General features: G+C 64.7%; 12 protein-coding genes. 1 reads left to right on the top strand and 11 read right to left on the bottom strand.

The annotated features are described in order from the left end of the window. Positions 1–132 precede the first annotated feature (132 nt). The 4 genes from rpmA to dapE all read right to left on the bottom strand — a co-directional run bounded on the left by rpmA (position 133) and on the right by dapE (position 5,332). Positions 133–384: a 50S ribosomal protein L27 gene (gene rpmA / locus WD012_RS05040; protein WP_339562686.1), complete on the bottom strand. Its 252-nt coding sequence runs from the start codon at positions 382–384 to the stop codon at positions 133–135. Between the two features lie 30 nt (positions 385–414). Continuing rightward, positions 415–723 carry a 50S ribosomal protein L21 gene (gene rplU, locus WD012_RS05035; protein ID WP_015451052.1) on the bottom strand — a complete coding sequence of 103 codons (309 nt, stop codon included), beginning with the start codon at positions 721–723 and terminating at the stop codon, positions 415–417. A 162-nt stretch (positions 724–885) separates the two neighbouring features. Next, positions 886–3,882 (bottom strand): Rne/Rng family ribonuclease, encoded by a 2,997-nt coding sequence (locus tag WD012_RS05030; RefSeq protein ID WP_339562721.1) that lies wholly within the window; start codon positions 3,880–3,882, stop codon positions 886–888. Between the two features lie 292 nt (positions 3,883–4,174). Beyond that, complete coding sequence (dapE, locus tag WD012_RS05025) at positions 4,175–5,332, bottom strand: succinyl-diaminopimelate desuccinylase (RefSeq protein ID WP_339562720.1); 1,158 nt, start codon at positions 5,330–5,332, stop codon at positions 4,175–4,177. Positions 5,333–5,709: 377 nt separating this feature from the next. Between dapE and WD012_RS05020 the strand changes: the two genes are divergently transcribed. Then, positions 5,710–6,654 (top strand): AEC family transporter, encoded by a 945-nt coding sequence (locus WD012_RS05020; RefSeq protein ID WP_339562685.1) that lies wholly within the window; start codon positions 5,710–5,712, stop codon positions 6,652–6,654. A gap of 157 nt (positions 6,655–6,811) precedes the next feature. On the opposite strand, the gene WD012_RS05015 is transcribed toward WD012_RS05020, so the two are convergent. The 7 genes from WD012_RS05015 to WD012_RS04985 form a co-directional block, all read right to left on the bottom strand. Then, on the bottom strand, positions 6,812–8,287 hold the full coding sequence (locus WD012_RS05015) for a Maf family protein (RefSeq protein ID WP_339562684.1): 1,476 nt from the start codon (positions 8,285–8,287) through the stop codon (positions 6,812–6,814). A 150-nt stretch (positions 8,288–8,437) separates the two neighbouring features. Continuing rightward, positions 8,438–9,436 carry a homoserine kinase gene (thrB, locus tag WD012_RS05010; RefSeq protein ID WP_339562683.1) on the bottom strand — a complete coding sequence of 333 codons (999 nt, stop codon included), beginning with the start codon at positions 9,434–9,436 and terminating at the stop codon, positions 8,438–8,440. Positions 9,437–9,581: 145 nt separating this feature from the next. Further along, on the bottom strand, positions 9,582–10,889 hold the full coding sequence (locus WD012_RS05005; protein WP_339562682.1) for a homoserine dehydrogenase: 1,308 nt from the start codon (positions 10,887–10,889) through the stop codon (positions 9,582–9,584). Positions 10,890–11,129: 240 nt separating this feature from the next. Next, complete coding sequence (locus WD012_RS05000) at positions 11,130–12,743, bottom strand: diaminopimelate decarboxylase family protein (protein WP_339562719.1); 1,614 nt, start codon at positions 12,741–12,743, stop codon at positions 11,130–11,132. Between the two features lie 16 nt (positions 12,744–12,759). After that, positions 12,760–14,556, bottom strand: a complete 1,797-nt coding sequence (gene argS, locus WD012_RS04995) for an arginine--tRNA ligase (RefSeq protein WP_339562681.1) — start codon at positions 14,554–14,556, stop codon at positions 12,760–12,762. A 90-nt stretch (positions 14,557–14,646) separates the two neighbouring features. Next, on the bottom strand, positions 14,647–16,023 hold the full coding sequence (locus tag WD012_RS04990) for an amino acid permease (protein ID WP_339562718.1): 1,377 nt from the start codon (positions 16,021–16,023) through the stop codon (positions 14,647–14,649). 284 nt (positions 16,024–16,307) lie between these two features. Further along, complete coding sequence (locus WD012_RS04985) at positions 16,308–16,694, bottom strand: RidA family protein (protein WP_339562680.1); 387 nt, start codon at positions 16,692–16,694, stop codon at positions 16,308–16,310. Positions 16,695–16,928: the final 234 nt, after the last annotated feature.

The raw sequence follows: 16,928 nt of genomic DNA, 5'->3' as shown, positions 1-16,928 counted from the left end.
GAAATTCATGGGATAGTCAACGATACCGCCACAGGGCGATAACCACGGGCGCACGCCGGGCGATACGCCACGGGCTGATGCGGGCAACAAAAAAGCCGCGTCCTTCACGGGCGCGGCTTGATGGTGATGTCGTCAGGCGGTGACGATATCGACAACCTTGCGGTCACGACGGACACCGAACTTCACGTTGCCGTCCTTGAGCGCGAACAGGGTGTGATCCTTGCCCATGCCGACGTTCTCGCCGGGATGGAACTTGGTGCCGCGCTGGCGGACCAGGATGTTGCCGGCGAGCACGGACTCGCCGCCGAACTTCTTCACACCGAGGTATTGGGGCTGCGAATCGCGCCCGTTGCGTGAGCTGGAAGCACCCTTCTTATGTGCCATGATCTAATTCCTTTCGGTCCTCAAGAACGCTCAGGCGATCTCAGTGATCTTGACGAGGCTGAGCTTCTGGCGATGGCCCTTGCGACGGGTCACGCCGGTCTTGTTCTTGTACTTCATGATGTTGATCTTCGGGCCCTTGGCTTCGTCGTTGACGACTTCGCCCTTCACGGAGACCTTGGCAAGATCCTTGGCGGCAAGGGTGACCTTGGAGCCGTCGACTACGAGCGCGACCGGGAACTCCACGGTATCGCCCTGCTTCGCATCGAGACGGTTGACCAGGATGACGTCACCGACCTCGACCTTTTCCTGATGGCCACCGGCCTTCACAATCGCGTACATATTCCGTTCCTTATGTTGTGGAAAGCTTACTGCCCAGCACGTTCGAGCCTCCGGCCAGACACCAACTATCGAAATTACACCGACCCGCGTACATCCGTCAAGTCGGCGGACCCGCGCGTGTCCGCTCCGGACACCGGTATTCGCGGTGTCCGGAGCCGGGGTTCAGCGCTCCGTTCCGGCGTTGTCGGACTGGCCGGCGGCACCGGAGGCGGGCCGGTCATCCGCGCCGTCATGCTCGGCGTATTCGGCACTCTCGGTATTCTCGGCGTTCTCGGCGTTGTTCGCGGCGACCGCCGCCGCGGCGATCTGCGCGAGCTTGGCCTTGACCGCCGGGCTCGAGCCCTTGGGCGCCTGCACCTCGGGGGTGCCGTGGCCGTGCTTGTTGGTCTTGACGAACGGGTCGCCGCCCTTCATCGCGTAAGGATCGTCATAGTCCGCGGACACCGTCGGCTCGTCATGGATGATGAAGCCGCGGCCCTTGCAGGTGGGGCATTCCTCGGAGAACGCCTCAACCAGGCCCTGGCCGATACGCTTGCGCGTCATCTGCACCAGGCCGAGCGAAGTGACCTCGGCCACCTGGTGCTTCGTGCGGTCGCGCGCCAGGCATTCGACCAAGCGACGCAGCACGAGGTCACGGTTCGCGGGCATCACCATATCGACGTAGTCGATCATGATCATGCCGCCGATATCACGCAGACGCAGCTGGCGGGCGATCTCCTCGGACGCCTCGAGATTGCACCGGGTGACAGTCTCCTCCAGGCTCTTGCCTTTGCCGATGAACCGGCCCGTGTTCACGTCGATCGTGGTCATCGCCTCGGTGCGGTCGATGACGATCGAACCGCCGGACGGCAGGTACACCTGGCGTTCCATGCCCTTGCGCAGCTGGGAATCGATCTGCCACTTGTCGAATACGTCCTTGCCGCCGTGCTCCTCGGGATCCCACTTGACCAGCTTGTCGCGCAGGTCCGGGGCCATGGTGTCGAGATACTCCTCGATCCGCTCGTACACGCGGTCGCCCTCGACGATCATCTGGGAGAAATCGTCGTTGAAGATGTCACGCACCACGCGGATGGCGACATCCGGCTCGCCTTGCAGCAGCTTCGGCCGCTTGCCGTGCAGATACAGGTCGCGCTTCTCGCAGATCTTGTCCCACTGCCGGCGCAACGCCTCGAGATCCTTCTCGATGGCCTCCTCGGAAGCGCCTTCGGCCGCGGTGCGGATGATCACGCCCATATCCTTCGGGGCGATCTTCGAGACGATGGACTTCAGCCGCGCGCGCTCGCGATCAGGCAGCTTGCGGCTGACGCCGGTCATGCCGCCGGACGGCACGAGCACCAGGAAACGGCCGGCGAGCGTGACCTGCGAGGTCAGGCGCGCGCCCTTGTGCCCGATCGGGTCCTTGGTAACCTGCACGAGCACCGGGTCGCCGGACTTGAAGGCGAGTTCGATGCGGCGCGGCTGGCCTTCGAGACGCGTGGTGTCCCAGTTGACCTCGCCGGCGTACAGGACGCCGTTGCGCGGCTGGCCGATGTTCACGAACGCCGCCTCCATGCTCGGCAGCACGTTCTGCACGCGGCCGAGATAGATGTTGCCGACGGTGGCGACCTCCTGGATGTCGGAGACGTAATGCTCGACCAGCACATTGTCCTCGATCACCGAGATCTGCGTATGGTGGCCGCGCTCACGCACCACCATGAGCCGGTCGACATGCTCGCGGCGGGCGAGGAAGTCCTGCTCCATGATCTGGTTCTGGCGGCTGCGTTCACGACGGTTGTCGCGGCGGCGCTGCTTCTTGGCCTCGAGCCGCGTGGAGCCTTCGACATCGGTGATCTCGTCGATGTACTGCTGCTTGCGGGAGCGGCGGACCGGCTCCTCGGTCTCCTCCACGCCCTTGCCGGAACGGCGGCGACGGCGACGACGGGTGACCGTCGTATCCTCGTCCTCGTCACGATGGCGGCGACGCACTTCAAGGATCTGCTCGTTGTCGTCCTCGGACTCCTCGCGGGAGGCCCTGCGGCGACGGCGACGCGACCTAGTGCCTTCACCGGCGTCGTCTTCGTCGTCGGCATGGTCGCCGGCGCGCGAACCATCGGCGTTGCGGTTGCCGGACATCACCTCGGCGATCGGCGTGTAGGCGATGTCATCGTATTCGAGGTCCTCCTCGATCTGCTCGACCTCGGCGGCGGCGCGACGCTCCTGCGCGTTCAGACGGCGGGACCGGCGGCCACGGCGCGGCTCATCCTGCCCGCTGTCGTCAGTGTGCTCGTCGTCTTCCTCCTGCACGCCGTTGGCGCGGGCGGACCCGCGATCGTGACGCTCGTGGTACTGCTCGTCGTCTTCCTCGTCGCGTGCACGGCCACGGCGGGAGCGGGAGCGGCGGGGACGGCGCGATTCACGCTCGTCCGCACGGTCGTCACGGCGCCCGGCCGGCTCGTCAGCCGCCTCGTCGGCCGCCTCGTCATCGGCTTGCGTATCGTCGCCCGTGCGGGCCGGCAGCACCGGCTCCTGGAACAGCAGGGAGGTCATCGGCTTGGCGCGATGGTGCGTATGGCCGTGCTGCGCGGGGGCATCACCATGCTCGCGCGACAGCAGGTCAAGCGCATCCTGCACGCGTTCCTCGGGCGTTTCCGCGTCGGTGGTGGGTCGGCCATGCTGGCGCCCGTCACCTGCCGGCGCAGCGGCGACCGGGGTGGATGCTGTCGGCTCATCCGAATCCACGGTACGCGCGCGGCGGCGCGTCCGTGTCGTGCCGCCACGGGATACCGTGGTGCGCGACGCACGACGCCGGGTGCGCTGGGGCACGGCCGGCTCCTCGCCGTCATCGGTATCCGCGGGCATATCCGCGGCACCGTGCCGGCCAACCGGTTCAAGCGCGGGTGCCGGTTCCAAGGCCGGCGCCTCGAACAACGGCTTGGGATGCTCCTCGACTTTCAGCGCGAGGTCCGCCCCCGCGGCACCGGCGCCACGGACCACCCTTCGACCGCCGCGACGACGGCGGGCAGGGGCCGGTGACGTTTCCGACGCCGGCGCCGAAGCCTCCACGGGTGCCGGATTGATGCTGGTCTGCTGCTGGGATTCGCGCGATGCTTCGGAATCGCTGGCGGAACCCTGTTCTTCTGTTCTGGGCACAATGCTCCTTGCGATACGCTGCAGCCGCATCGCCTTTTCCCGGCCCCGTACGGTGGTCACACCACGCTCTCACCGCGGCCGCGCACCATTCGCGCCCATACGGGGACAATGCATACAAAAGTCTAGCTGCGCGACTGCGGACACCAGCGCTCGCATCGGCCACCATAGCCGAACATGCGAGGGGATCGACGCCGTCGAACGCCTGGCGGTTGCTGCAGAACCACCACCCCCAAGTATGACACAAAAAACCGGCACATGCACACGCCGCCCGAGAATGGCTGAATTCCGGGCGGCACCGGCGATTATGCCAGCGGGTCCACGATCATGCCAGCCAGTCCAGCAGAATGGACGCCATGCGGGTCAGTTCGCTCGCCGCGACCTGCTCGTCATGCTTATGGGCGAGCAGCGGGCTGCCGGCGCCGAGATTGACGGCGGGAATACCGAGCTCGGCGAACCGCGCGACATCCGTCCAGCCGAGTTTCGCCTGCGGGTCGCGGCCCGTACGATTCTTGACCAGCGCGGCAAGCGATGCGGCCAGCGGGTCGTCCATGCCCGGGCGTGCGCTCGGCGACTCGTCCTTCATCTCGATGCCGAAGCCGGCGAACATGCCGCCGGTCGCCTCATGCTCGCCGTTGCCGAGCTCGGCGCCCGCATCCTTGCCCATCATGAGGGCCTTCGCCTGGGCGATGGTCTTGTCGGGGGCGAACCGGTAGTTGACATGGACGCGGCACTCGTCGGGGATAACGTTCGTGCCTTTGCCTCCGGAAATCAGCGTGGCGTTGACGCCTTCGCGGTACACCAGCCCGTCCACGGTCACGTCCTGCGGCTCGTAGGCGTTGAGCACGTTGAGGATCGGTGCCGCCTTGTGGATGGCGTTCGACCCCATCCACGCGCGGGCCGAATGCGCCGCCACACCGTGGGTGATCACGTCGAAACGGATCGTCCCGTTGCAGCCGCCCTCGATCCCGCAATCCGTCGGCTCGCCGATTACTGCAAAATCGCCGCGGATCCAATCCGGATGGCTTTCGACGACCTTGCGCAGGCCGTTCTTGTCCGCCGACACCTCCTCATGATCGTAGAACACGAAGGTGAGGTCGTATTTCGGGTCCGTCAGGTTCGTCGCAAGATACAGCAGCACCGCGTCCGAAGCTTTCATATCGGTGGCGCCACGGCCCCACATCACCCGTTCGCCGGGGAAAGCGGCGGCGATGTCCCCGCGGATCAGCGGATCGCCCGGTTCAAGCCAGCGTGGCGGAAAGTTGTCGATCACGGGGACCGTATCCAGATGCCCGGCGAGAATCACCCGGCGCTCCCGGCCCAGAACGGTGGAAGCGACCACGGTATCGCCGTGCCGGCGCACACTCAGATGGGGCAGGCGGTCCAGGTATGCCTCCACCTGGTCGGCCAGCGGGCCCTCGTCATCGCTGACGGAATACTGGTTCATGATGTCGGTGAAGATCCGCTCGATTTCGGTGCGCATCCGTTCATCGTCGCCGCCCTGCAGGCGCTCTGCCGTCACTGCCATATCGTCCTCCATGTCACTAACGATGCCGACGGGTACGGCGCATGCCGCGCATGCGAGGCCGGCGACGCCACCCACCTGTCTGTCCCATCATCGCAGATGCCGTGGATGCCGGTGCGGAACGTCTCAGGTCCCGGGTTCCCGGGCAACCCGCATACGGTACCGGCGCGAGACTGCCCGTGATGCGAGACCATGGACGCGCCCCGCGCGGCATGGCCCGATACTGGGAAGGTACGCGGGCCGGCGGATATCGTCGCCGACAGCGCATACCATGCAAACCGCGTAGACATGATTGCGGCCGACATCCGACGCAAGGCAAGACGGGAGAGGTGGGAATGCCAGGTTTACTGAGCGCCATGGAAGGATTCTGCGTGATCGGCATCGTGATCGCGGTCGGGTATGTGGCCGCCCGCATGCAGATCGGCGGGTCGAGCGCGCAGATGGTGCTCAACAGGTTCAGCTTCTTCATCTCCAGCCCCTGCCTCATGTTCGCGATCCTGTCCAAGGAGAAGATCTTCGCGATCTTCCACTCCTCGATCATCGTGGCGTTCTTCTCGGCCATGCTGGTCGGACTGGTGTTCCTGATCCTCAACCGGCTGTTCTTCCACATGAAGGCCGCGGACGCGACCATCGGCGCGCTCAACTCGCTCTACCTCAACTCGAACAATATCGGTCTGCCGATCGCCACGTACATTCTCGGCAATCCGGCGCTCGTCGCGCCGATCCTGGTCATGCAGCAGGCGATTTTCACCCCGGTGGCCCTGACCGTGCTCGACGTGACCACCAAGGGCGAGGTGTCCGTGAAACGCATCCTGTCGCAGCCGCTGCACCAGCCGCTGCTCATCGGGTCGCTCGGCGGCATCATCGTCTCGGCGATCACTGCACGGACCGGGCATTTCATCATCCCCGACTTCATCTACGACCCGATCAACATGATCGGGCAATCCGCGGTGCCGATGATCCTCATGGCATTCGGCATGTCGTTGCACGGCACCAAGCCGATGCAGAACAAGAGCGACGTGCCCGCGACCGTCACCGTCGCCGTGCTGAAGAACATCGTCATGCCGGTGATCGCGTTCCTGCTGTCGTACTACGTGATGGGCTTCCGCGGCGCGACCCTGTACGCGTGCGTGGTACTCGCGGCCCTGCCGACCGGCCAGAACGTGTACAACTATGCGGCACGCTACAACGTTGGGCTCACCTTCGCGCGTGACGGCATCCTGCTGAGCACGCTGACCAGCCCGGTGTTCATCGCGATCGTGGCCGCACTGCTGTCCTGAGCACGCCGCCGGCACCCAGCAGAGCCACAACTTCTGCCGACGTTCAGACACGGCCCAGCGTCGGCAGAAGCGGTACCATCACCCTCCACCGACACTCACAACCACGTCGGCGTCGGCAGAAGCGGAAGGTGACTTGGTGGTTCTTGCGGGAGGGGTGTCAGCGGCCCTGGTTGGCGACAGACAGGATGTGCAGGCGGTCGGCGAACCGTTGCCAGTCGGTGCGCATCGCGGTCAGGAGTTTGCGGTTCGGCACCTCGTCGACCGGAATCCAGGCGATTTCCATGCTTTCATCGTCGTTCGCCCGCAGATGCACCTCATGTCCAGGCTTTTCGAAGGCGAACACCGTGGTGTATGCCCACGGGCCATGGTCCTCGCGGTACGAGCCGACCACCTCGATATCCTGCGGGGTGATATTCGCTTCCTCGAAGCTTTCGCGCAGCGCCCCCTCGATCGGTGTCTCGTTGTCCGCAATCGCCCCGCCGGGGATTCCCCACGTGCCGCCTTCAGCGCTCCACTGGGCACGGTGCTGCATGGCCACATGGGTGACCTCGCCTGCGGCGTTGCGACGGGCCAGCAGGATTCCCGCAGCCCCGTGCGTACCCCAATGCCGGCGTCCGCACGCGCAGGAAACCCAGCCATCACCGGGCTGGTGCACATTCTCCACCGGAGGTGGGGTGCTGTCGGGGTGCTGATCTAGTTCTTCCGGATTCGGAGCATGCGGCTTGACATTCCACAGATCCGTCCAGCTGATATCAAGTTTGCTGACGAGACGACGCAACAACGGCAGGCTGATGCCGATGACACCATGCGGGTCGCCATCGATCCGGTCGATGAACGCGCCGCCGAAGCCCTCCAACGTGAACGACCCGGCGACCTCAAGCGGCTCGCCGGTGGCGATGTAGCGTTCGATGTCCTCGTCGGTGTAATCGCCGAAATACACGACTGCACGGCTCGCATCCTGCACCGCCCGGCCAGTGGCGAAATCGATAATGCAATGGCCGGTCCACAGCTCCCCGCTGCGCCCGCGCATACGGCGGAGGCGTTCCCGTGCCGTAGCTTCGTCATGCGGCTTGCCGTAGCATTCACCGTCGAACAGGAACATCGAATCACAACCGACAATCAACGGGCCGGGGCCGGAACCGTTCAGCCCCTCACTGCCATTGACCGGCGTGTCAATCGGCTCGACGCGAGTAGGCGGGGTGATACCGGAAAAATCGCGGGTGATGGCGCTTGAGACCACCGAAGCCGGTTGGCCCGCGCCCGCGTCAGATGAGCCGGATGCGGCAGGGGTTGCTGCAGCGCTAGCGGAGAGTTCTTCATCTGCACGACGTTGCGCACGCACCTCTTCGGCTTCAAGCGGGTAGGCGATCACACGCTCGCCCCTCGCCGCCTTCGACGCGTCAGCGACCGCACGGTACGCTTCATAGACCGCATTCGCCTTTGCACGGGCGAGGATGGCGACACGATGGCCGACATCAAGCCGCTCGACGGGCATGCTGAGCTTGCTGGCAGCCTGTTCCAACGCGGCGGGCTCGTCAACATGCGAGACCTTGATGGTCGGGCAAATCCCGGCGGCGTACAGCACGTCACGTCGAGGCTTGGATTGGGAAGCCAGAATGATCGATATCGTCATTGTTCATACCTCCGATTCGATTGGTGCCGAAGCCGCCTCTAGGTGTGCACGTATTCTCCCACGCATATCTGCCATATTCTGCCGTCGTGGCTGGCACGAATCCGAACCGCCAACAGGGGCGGGACATGGCATTGGGCGGGCGATGCCGGATCAGCCGCGCCGGACGGTCACGCCGGTGGTGTTGACCGTCAGATGCAGCACACGCCAATGCCCGGAAGCCAGCTGGTCTCCGGCGATCCGTTCGATGTCAGCGCGGGCGTCGCCGTAATGCAGCACCAGCACGCACGGACCTGCTCCGGACACCGCCGCGGCATAGCCGTGGTCACGCAACGATTCAATCAGTTCCCATGAGGGAGACATGAGGTCTTTGCGGTATGGCTGATGAAGGCGATCCTGGGTGGCGCTGAACAGAATGGCGTTCGCGTCAAGACTGCCATGCAGAACTCCGGGATTCATGGCCCCCGGCAGCAGGCCGACGCGGGACACATTGAACACCGCGTCATGGTAAGGCACGGATGCAGGCAAGGCCTGACGTGCCTTTTCAGTGGACAATTCGTAGTCCGGCACGAACACGGAAGCGTGGATGTTCTCGCTGACCGGATAGTTCACGGTGTGGAATCCGCTGGAGAGCGGCTCACCTCCCGGCACGCGGGTGGAGCCGACGCCTTCCGGCGTCTGGTAATCCCAGGACACCGTCAAACCGCCATACACAGCCGGCGCGACGTTGTCGGGGTGGCCTTCGATGGTGGCGGCCAGTTCGAACACCGCGTCACGGTTGAGTTCGCCCTCTTGGGCGAATGCCGCGGCGGCGGAAATGCCGGCCACAATCGCCTCGGCGGATGACCCCATGCCCCGAGCCTGCGGGATGCGGTTATGCGCTTCAAGCGTGAAACCGAGCCTTTCCAATCCAAGCGTGTTGCACGCTTTACGGAATGTGGAGACCACGAGATTCGTCTCGTCACGCGGCAGCGTGTCTTCCCCCTCGCCGTCGATGAGCACGGTGACGCTGTGGTCGTCGGCGTCGTCCTTCAATGTGAAGGTCAGCTCATCGTAATAGTTGAGCGCCAGGCCGATGGTGTCGAATCCGGAACCCAGATTCGCGCTGGTCGCCGGTACCTGAACATGAACTTGCTTGGCTACGGGGATCATGGTCATCCTTCCGCGGGCGGTGGGCATGTGTGCCGCCTGTTCCGCCGATTGTCGGTTGTGCGTTGGTTGTGGAAAATCTCGGATGCCGGCCGACGTGGCGTGCACGATCAGCCGGCATCGACGCCGCAGGTTGCGCGGCTCCGGTTCAGTCGAGCACGCGCAGGATGGACGGCTCGCCGGAGACGCACTCCAGCTTGCACACGGCGTCGACGGTCTTGCGCAGCGTGACCTCGTCGCACAGGTGGGTGACGACACGCAGCTGCTGAAGCTCGCCCGAGTAGCCCGGGTCATGCTGGGTGGGCTGGAGATCCTGGTTCACACCGTTGATGGAGATGCCGTGGTTCGCGAATTCCTCGGCGATCGAGGCGAGCACGCCCGGCTTGTCGTGGATGAGGAAGCGCACGGCGAACGCCGCCTTGGACGCGTCCGCAGGGGCGAGCGGCAAGGTGTTGTAGGTCTGGATACCAGTCGCGGTGGTACCGGACACGATGTTGCGCGCGGCCATCACCACGTCGCCGACCACGGCGGACGCAGTCGGGGCGCCGCCTGCGCCACGACCGTACAGCATGATGTCGTCGGCTTCCTTCGCCTTGATGAACACGGCGTTGAAGCTGCCGTGCACGGAGGCGAGCGGGTGGTTCTCGTCGATGAGGGCCGGGTAGACGCGTGCGGATACGCCGGCCTCGTTGTGCTCGACGACGGCGAGCAGCTTGATGACCTTGTGCTCGGCGGTCGCGGCGGCGATATCGGCCGCAGTGATCTTGGTGATGCCCTCAACGGACACGTCGTCGATGCCGACCTGGGTGTGGAAGGCGAGCGTCGCCATGATGGCGGCCTTGTTCGCGGCGTCATAGCCTTCGATGTCACCGGTCGGGTCCGCCTCGGCGTAGCCCTTCTCCTGCGCCTGGTGCAGTGCCACGTCGAAATCGAGGCCCTTGGTGGTCATCTCGTCGAGGATGTAGTTCGTGGTGCCGTTGACGATGCCCAGCATGCTATTGATCTTGTCGCCGGCGAAGGATTCGCGCAGCGGGCGCACAATCGGGATTGCCCCGCCGACCGCGGCTTCGAAGAAGATGTCGACGCCGTGCTCCTGCGCCGCCTTGTAGATTTCCGGGCCGTGCTTGGCGAGCAGCGCCTTGTTGGCGGTGACGACCGAGGCGCCGGATTCGATGGCCTTGAGCACGAAGGTGCGTGCCGGCTCGATGCCGCCGATCAGCTCGATGACGATATCGGCGCGGGTGCACAACTCCGCGGTGTCGCGGGTGAGCAGGGACTGGTCGATCCACGGGTCGCTGACCGGGTCAAGCGTGGCGATGCCGACGATCTTATAGTCGCGGCCAATGCGGTGGACCAGCTCGTCATGCTGCTCAACCAGCAGACGCGCGGTCTGCGAGCCGACGGTTCCCGCACCAAGCAACGCAATGCGAATGGGGGCTTGATTGTCTTGTACCACAGTGGATCCTTCCCGTGAGCTCGCAGCCACTGCACCAGATGCCGGCGGGGCCGCGATGCGTCGTCATCATCCTTGCCCATGGTACCGGGACAAGCTGACGTTTCGCCGAATATGTGTGCCATGCGACCCGTCTCTCGCACCGCAGCCGGATACCGTTCACGAACCGCAATTGCGACGAGGGCCGCACCGACTTCCACGGTCGATGCGGCCCTCATACACTCCCGATGACGATCCGGGCGATCAGCCCAGATCGTAGCCGAGCAGGTCGTCGATGGTCTGGCGGCGAAGCATCACATGCGCCCCGGACGAGCTGACCGCCACCACTGCAGGGAACAACGCCTGGTTGTAGTTGCTTGCCATCGCTCGGCCATACGCGCCGGTCACGGGGACGGCGAGGATGTCACCACGCTTGAGGTCCGCCGGCAGCTGGCATTCATGCACGAGGATGTCACCGGACTCGCAGTGGATGCCGACCACGCGCGACAGCATGGTGTCGGCGCTCCCTCGCCGGTTGGCCACGCGAGCCGTGTAATCCGCGTCATACAACGCCGGGCGGATGTTGTCGCTCATGCCGCCGTCCACCGACACGTAAGCGCGTTCGCTGATCGGCGAGCCGTCCTTCGCTGTGGTGCCTTCGGGCAAACCGACGTGCTTGATGGTGCCGACGCGGTACAGGGTCACGCAGGTCGGGGCGACAATCCAGCGTCCCGGTTCGAAGGAGATGACCGGCATCGGCATGCCGAGCGCACGGTTGATGGCCGTGACCGCCGAAGCGAGACGCCCCAGCTCCAGGTCGATGTCCATCGAGTCCTCGCCTTCGGTGTACGCCACCGAATACCCGCCGCCCAGATCGACTTCCGGCAGCGTGTAGGCATCAGTCGCATAGAAGGTCTTGCGCAGCAGCATCATGCGCTTGGCCGCCTCGATGAACGCGTTCGCGTCATGGATCTGCGAGCCGATATGCGAATGGATGCCGACGAGTTCCAGATCTCCGGGATACCGGTACAGGTCTTTCAGTACGGCGAGCGCCGGGCCGCGGGCGACCAGGTCCATGGCTTCAGCGAGCGCGGCGTCCTGCTTGCTGATGCCGGATGCGTCGAGGTCGTAGGGCGAGCGCATATCGTATTGCAGGTCGCGCTGCCCGCTGTGGCCCACCGTATGGGTGTCCTGACCGGTGTGCGCTGTGGCGTCTGCGCTGCTTGGCGTGTGTTCGTCCTCCTGCGCGATCAAGTCGTCGAGCACATTGAGCGCGGACGGATCGGTGCCGGCAGGCAGCAGGGACATACCGAATTTCTGGTCCTCGTGCGCGGTGGAGATGTATTCGTGGCCGCCGGCGTGGATGCCGGTGGTGACGCGCAGCATGACGCGTGCGGTTTTGCCCAAGCGATGGGCGATGCGCGCGATGCGTGCGGGTTCGTCCGGGGCGTCGACCACAATCCTCGCGAAGCCCTCGCGGATGGCGAGTTCGATTTCCTCGTCCGACTTGTTGTTGCCGTGAAGCACGAGACGACGCCCGGGAACACCCGCAGCGAGCGCGATGCGCATCTCGCCCATCGTGCAAGTGTCGACCAGCATGCCGGCGTTCGTCACCAGTCGCAGCACTTCCTTGGACATGAACGCCTTGGCGGCGAAGCTCACGTGGGTTGTGGCGTTGGAGAACGCGGTGGCGGCCGCATGAACGAAGTGATGCGCGCGGGCATCGATGTCATCGGTGTCCATCACGTACAGCGGCGAACCGAACTCGTCGAGCAGGGATTGCGCGCTGCGGCCATGGAAAGTCAGGGCGCCGTCACTGTCGATTGAGCAGCCTGCCGGCCATACCTGACCCAGTCCTGCAGTTGGCGTGGTTGGCATGTTGGATTCAGTCATATCACATCTTCTCCGGTGCGCTGACACCCAGCAGATCAAGGCCTGCGGCGATGACGGTACGGACGGCGTCGTTGAGCTTCAGACGCGCGGCGGCGCGTGCCGGTTCGGGGTTCTTGGCAATACGCAGCGCTTCACGTTCAGCTTCGGGTTTGCGCTCTTCGAGGTCGGTCAGCGGCATCGGCACGACGCGTTCGACGTTGTACCACTTGTGGTATGCGGCGGCGAGTTCCTCGAGATAGTGGGCGATGCGGTGCGGGGCACGCAAATCGCCGGCTTGGGCGAGCGTGGCAGGCCACTGGGCGAGCGCGGCGAGCACTTCGCCGTCGGTTTCGGTGTCCAGCAGAGCGAGGTCGGCGACGGTCGGGTCGATCTGCGCCTCGGCCGCGTTACGGTCCACATTGCAACTGCGGGCGTGTGCGTACTGCACGTAGTACACCGGGTTGTCGTTGCTGTGGGATGCCAGGAGGTTGAGGTCGATGTCCACGCTCGTGTTGTAATCGGTGCGGGCGAGCGAGTAACGGGAGGCGTCCACGCCGATCGCATCGACCAGATCGTCGATGGTGACGACGTTGCCGGCGCGCTTGGACATGCGCACGGCCTTGCCATCCTTCATCACGTTGACCAGCTGGCCGATGAGGATCTGCATGTTGACGCCCGGCTTGTCGCCGAAGGCAGCGCACATGGCCATCATGCGGCCGATATAGCCGTGATGGTCGGCGCCCAGCATGTAGATGGCCACGTCAGCCGGGTCGGTCTTGCGGTGACGCTTGTTGTAGTAGTAGGCGATGTCTGCGGCGAAATACGCGTAGTTGCCGTCGGATTTGATGATGACGCGGTCCTTGTCGTCGCCGTGCTTGGTGGAGGCGAACCAAGTGGCGCCGTCCTTTTCGAAGATGTCGCCCTGCTCACGCAGCTTGGCGATCGCACGCTCGACCTCGCCGTCCTGGTACAGGCTGTTCTCATGGAACCACACATCGAAATGCACACGGAAGTCCTTCATGGATTCCTGGATTTCGGCGAACATCATCGGGACCGCGCGCTTGCGGAACTCCTCGCGCTGCTCGGAATCGCCCTCGCCGAGCGGCTCGCCGTCAGCGTTCTTGCCGCCGTCGACACGCGGCAGGGCGAGGATATCAATGCCGTCGGCCTTCGCCTCGTCGATCACACGCTGGGCGATCTCGTCGATGTAGGCGCCCTTGTAACCGTCGGCGGGGGTTTGTTCGCCGTGGGCGGCGGCGACCAGGGACTTGGCGAAGCGGTTGATCTGCTCGCCGTGGTCGTTGAAGTAGTATTCGCGTACGACTTTGGCGCCGTTGGCTTCGAGCACGCGGGCCATGGAGTCGCCGACCGCCGCCCAGCGGGTGCCGCCGATATGGATGGGGCCGGTGGGGTTGGCGGAGACGAATTCGAGGTTGAGCGTCTGGCCGGACAGGTGGTCGTTGCGGCCGAACTGGGCGCCCTGCGTGAGGACGGCGTCCACGATAGCGGCGGCGGAGGCGGAATCGAGCGTGATATTGATGAAACCGGGGCCGGCGACTTCGACGGCGGCGATGCCGTCGGCGGATTGCAGGCGCGCGGCGAACAGTTCCGCAAGGTCGCGCGGCTTCATGCCGGCCTTCTTGGCCAGTTGCATGGCCGCGTTCGACGCCCAGTCGCCGTGGCTGCGGTCCTTGGGACGCATGACGGCGAATTTCTCGACCGGCGGGATGAGATCGTCGGTCAGGGTGCCGGCCTCACCTGCGGCGACCAGATCATGGGCAATATGGGAAATGAGTTCACTGAGCGCTTCTGGATTCATTCTTCAAAGTCTAGCGAGGGCGTTGGCCAAGTGCCGGCGGTGTCGCCCACGGAACGCGGGGAGGGTGCGCGACATGGCCACAAGGCACGCTCAGATGGCGACAGGCTCGTCCCCGTCATGGTTGTCTTTGCCGCGCCCCAATCGTTCGCGCAGATAATACACGCCATAGCACAGGGCGACAAAGGGGATCATGTACAGCAAGGTGGAGCGTTGCGACGGGTCGGCGACCACCAGGACCAACGCGAACAGGCACATGACGATCGCGATGATCGGCACCGCCGGGTATCCGGGGGCATGGTAGGCGAGCGAATCCACGGTCTTGCCACAACGCTTGAGCTCGCGCCGGAACAGGATATGGCATACCGCCACCGACATCCACACGACCAGCGTCGACAATCCGGAGATCGCCACGAGCGCAAGATAGACCGTCGAAGCGGCGACCACACTGGACAGGAGGGCGAGCAGGCCGCCCGCGAGGCTGACCAGCACGGCGAATACGGGGACGCCATGGAAATTCGTCTTCGCGAGGACCGGTGGAATCATACGTTCCCTCGCAAGCGACCACACCATGCGCGAACACACGTACAGCCCGGAATTCGCCGCGGACAGGACGGCGGTGAGCACCACGAAGTTCATCACGTCGCCGGCGAACGGCATGCCGATGCTCTGGAACACCAGGACGAACGGGCTGGTATCCACGCCTGACTGTCTCCACGGGATGAGCGCGGCCATCACGGCGATCGAGCCGATGAAGAAGATGGCCAGGCGCAGTACCGTGGTGTGCACTGCCTTGGGAATCGCCTTGTCCGGGTCTTTGGTCTCCCCTGCGGCAACACCGACGACTTCGGTGCCGGAGAAGGCGAATACGACGGTCAGCAGCGTGGAGAATACCGGCAGAATCCCGTTGGGGAACCAACCGGAACGGTAGTAATTCGAGAACAGGGGCGCGTGACTGTACCCCTTGATCGGAATGATGCCGAATATCGCAAGCAGGCCGATCGCGATGAACGCGATGATGGCGATCACCTTGATGCTGGCGAACCAGAACTCGGATTCGCCGTAGAGCCTGACGGACAGGATATTCAACGTGAACACGACGAGGATGAACAGGGCGCTCCACACCCACGCGGGCGAATGCGGGAACCAGCGTTGCATGAGCAGACCGGCCGCCGTGAACTCGGAGGCGAGCGCCACCGCCCAGTTGAGCCAGTACAGGATGGCGATGGTGAACGCGGTGCCAGGCCCGATGAACCGGCGCGCATAGAGGTGGAAGCTGCCGGCGTACGGCATGGCGACCGACAGTTCGCCCAGTGAGAGCATCACGCAGTACACGAGCACCGAGCCGATGAGGTAGGCGAGGATCGCGCCGAGCGGCCCCGCCTGGTGGATGGTGTACCCGGAGCTGAGGAACAGGCCGGTGCCGATGACCCCGCCGAGCGAGATCATGGTCAGGTGGCGTGATTCCATATTCCGTTCAAGCTGGGTGTCAGGGTTCGCGAGCCCATCCGTGTCCGGGTTCACCGTCGGGCCGGCTGCGCTCTCGCTGGCGGCGGCGTGCGGTGAGTGTTCAAAATCAGTGGCCACGATGCTGTCCGATGCTCCTATATTCCGGTGTTCTGGCGTACGCGGCTGGCAACGGCAGCCGACTTGCTTCCGCTGCGTGTCATGCCGCATGAGCGTACGGCACCACCGTAGCGTCCAGACGGGAAATGCGCGGGACGACTACCGTGATGCCGTACGGTGTCGGTGTGTCAGAGCGCTGCGATGGCGTCGATCTCCACCAGCGCGCCGGCTGGCAGGTCGTTGCCGCCGAAGGCGACGCGGGCCGGCTTGATGTCGCCGTTGAAGACCGCCGCGTAGGCGGCGTCGATCTCATGGAAATCCTCGACGTGCTTCATGTAGATGGTGGCGCGCACGACGTGGGCGGTATCGGTTCCCGCGGCCTCGAGCACGTGGGCGATGTTCTTCAGCGCCTGCGCAGCCTGCTCACCGGCCGTATCGCCAGCCAGCTTGCCGGTGGACGGGTCGAGGCCCAGCTGCCCGGAGGCGAAGACGAAGCCGTTGGCCTTGACGGCCTGGCTGTATGCGCCCAATGCCGCAGGCGCGTGCTCGGATGTGACTTTGACCAGTTCGCTCATTGGAGTGCCTTCCCTTGACGTGATGAACGGCCGGATGTGCGACCCCGACGTTTGGGATCCGTCCGGCCCGGCCTCGGGCAGCCGCCTAACCGGCAGCCCGTACAACAGCCGTTGGCGACCAGTGTACCGTCGGGTTCCCGGCAGGGCATCATGCATCCCACACCATGACATGACGCGCACAGTACGGCCTCGCATGACACGGCATGATGCGCCATGCCGTGCCATGGACTGCCG

Origin of the sequence: Bifidobacterium thermophilum, from assembly GCF_037482445.1 — a bacterium.
GTDB lineage: Bacteria > Actinomycetota > Actinomycetes > Actinomycetales > Bifidobacteriaceae > Bifidobacterium > Bifidobacterium thermophilum_B.
This window is presented reverse-complemented; position numbering and strand designations above follow the sequence as displayed.

Bases quoted from the DNA above. Each gene is read 5' to 3' on its own strand.
- rpmA (WP_339562686.1), bottom strand. From the start codon at position 384: ATGGCACATAAGAAGGGTGCTTCCAGCTCACGCAACGGGCGCGATTCG.
- WD012_RS05030 (WP_339562721.1), bottom strand. From the start codon at position 3,882: ATGCGGCTGCAGCGTATCGCAAGGAGCATTGTGCCCAGAACAGAAGAA.
- WD012_RS04990 (WP_339562718.1), bottom strand. From the start codon at position 16,023: ATGGAATCACGCCACCTGACCATGATCTCGCTCGGCGGGGTCATCGGC.
- argS (WP_339562681.1), bottom strand. From the start codon at position 14,556: ATGAATCCAGAAGCGCTCAGTGAACTCATTTCCCATATTGCCCATGAT.
- dapE (WP_339562720.1), bottom strand. From the start codon at position 5,332: ATGCGCACCGAAATCGAGCGGATCTTCACCGACATCATGAACCAGTAT.
- WD012_RS04985 (WP_339562680.1), bottom strand. From the start codon at position 16,694: ATGAGCGAACTGGTCAAAGTCACATCCGAGCACGCGCCTGCGGCATTG.
- WD012_RS05000 (WP_339562719.1), bottom strand. From the start codon at position 12,743: ATGCCAACCACGCCAACTGCAGGACTGGGTCAGGTATGGCCGGCAGGC.
- thrB (WP_339562683.1), bottom strand. From the start codon at position 9,436: ATGATCCCCGTAGCCAAGCAAGTTCATGTTCAGGTACCGGCGACCAGC.
- WD012_RS05015 (WP_339562684.1), bottom strand. From the start codon at position 8,287: ATGACGATATCGATCATTCTGGCTTCCCAATCCAAGCCTCGACGTGAC.
- rplU (WP_015451052.1), bottom strand. From the start codon at position 723: ATGTACGCGATTGTGAAGGCCGGTGGCCATCAGGAAAAGGTCGAGGTC.
- WD012_RS05020 (WP_339562685.1), top strand. From the start codon at position 5,710: ATGCCAGGTTTACTGAGCGCCATGGAAGGATTCTGCGTGATCGGCATC.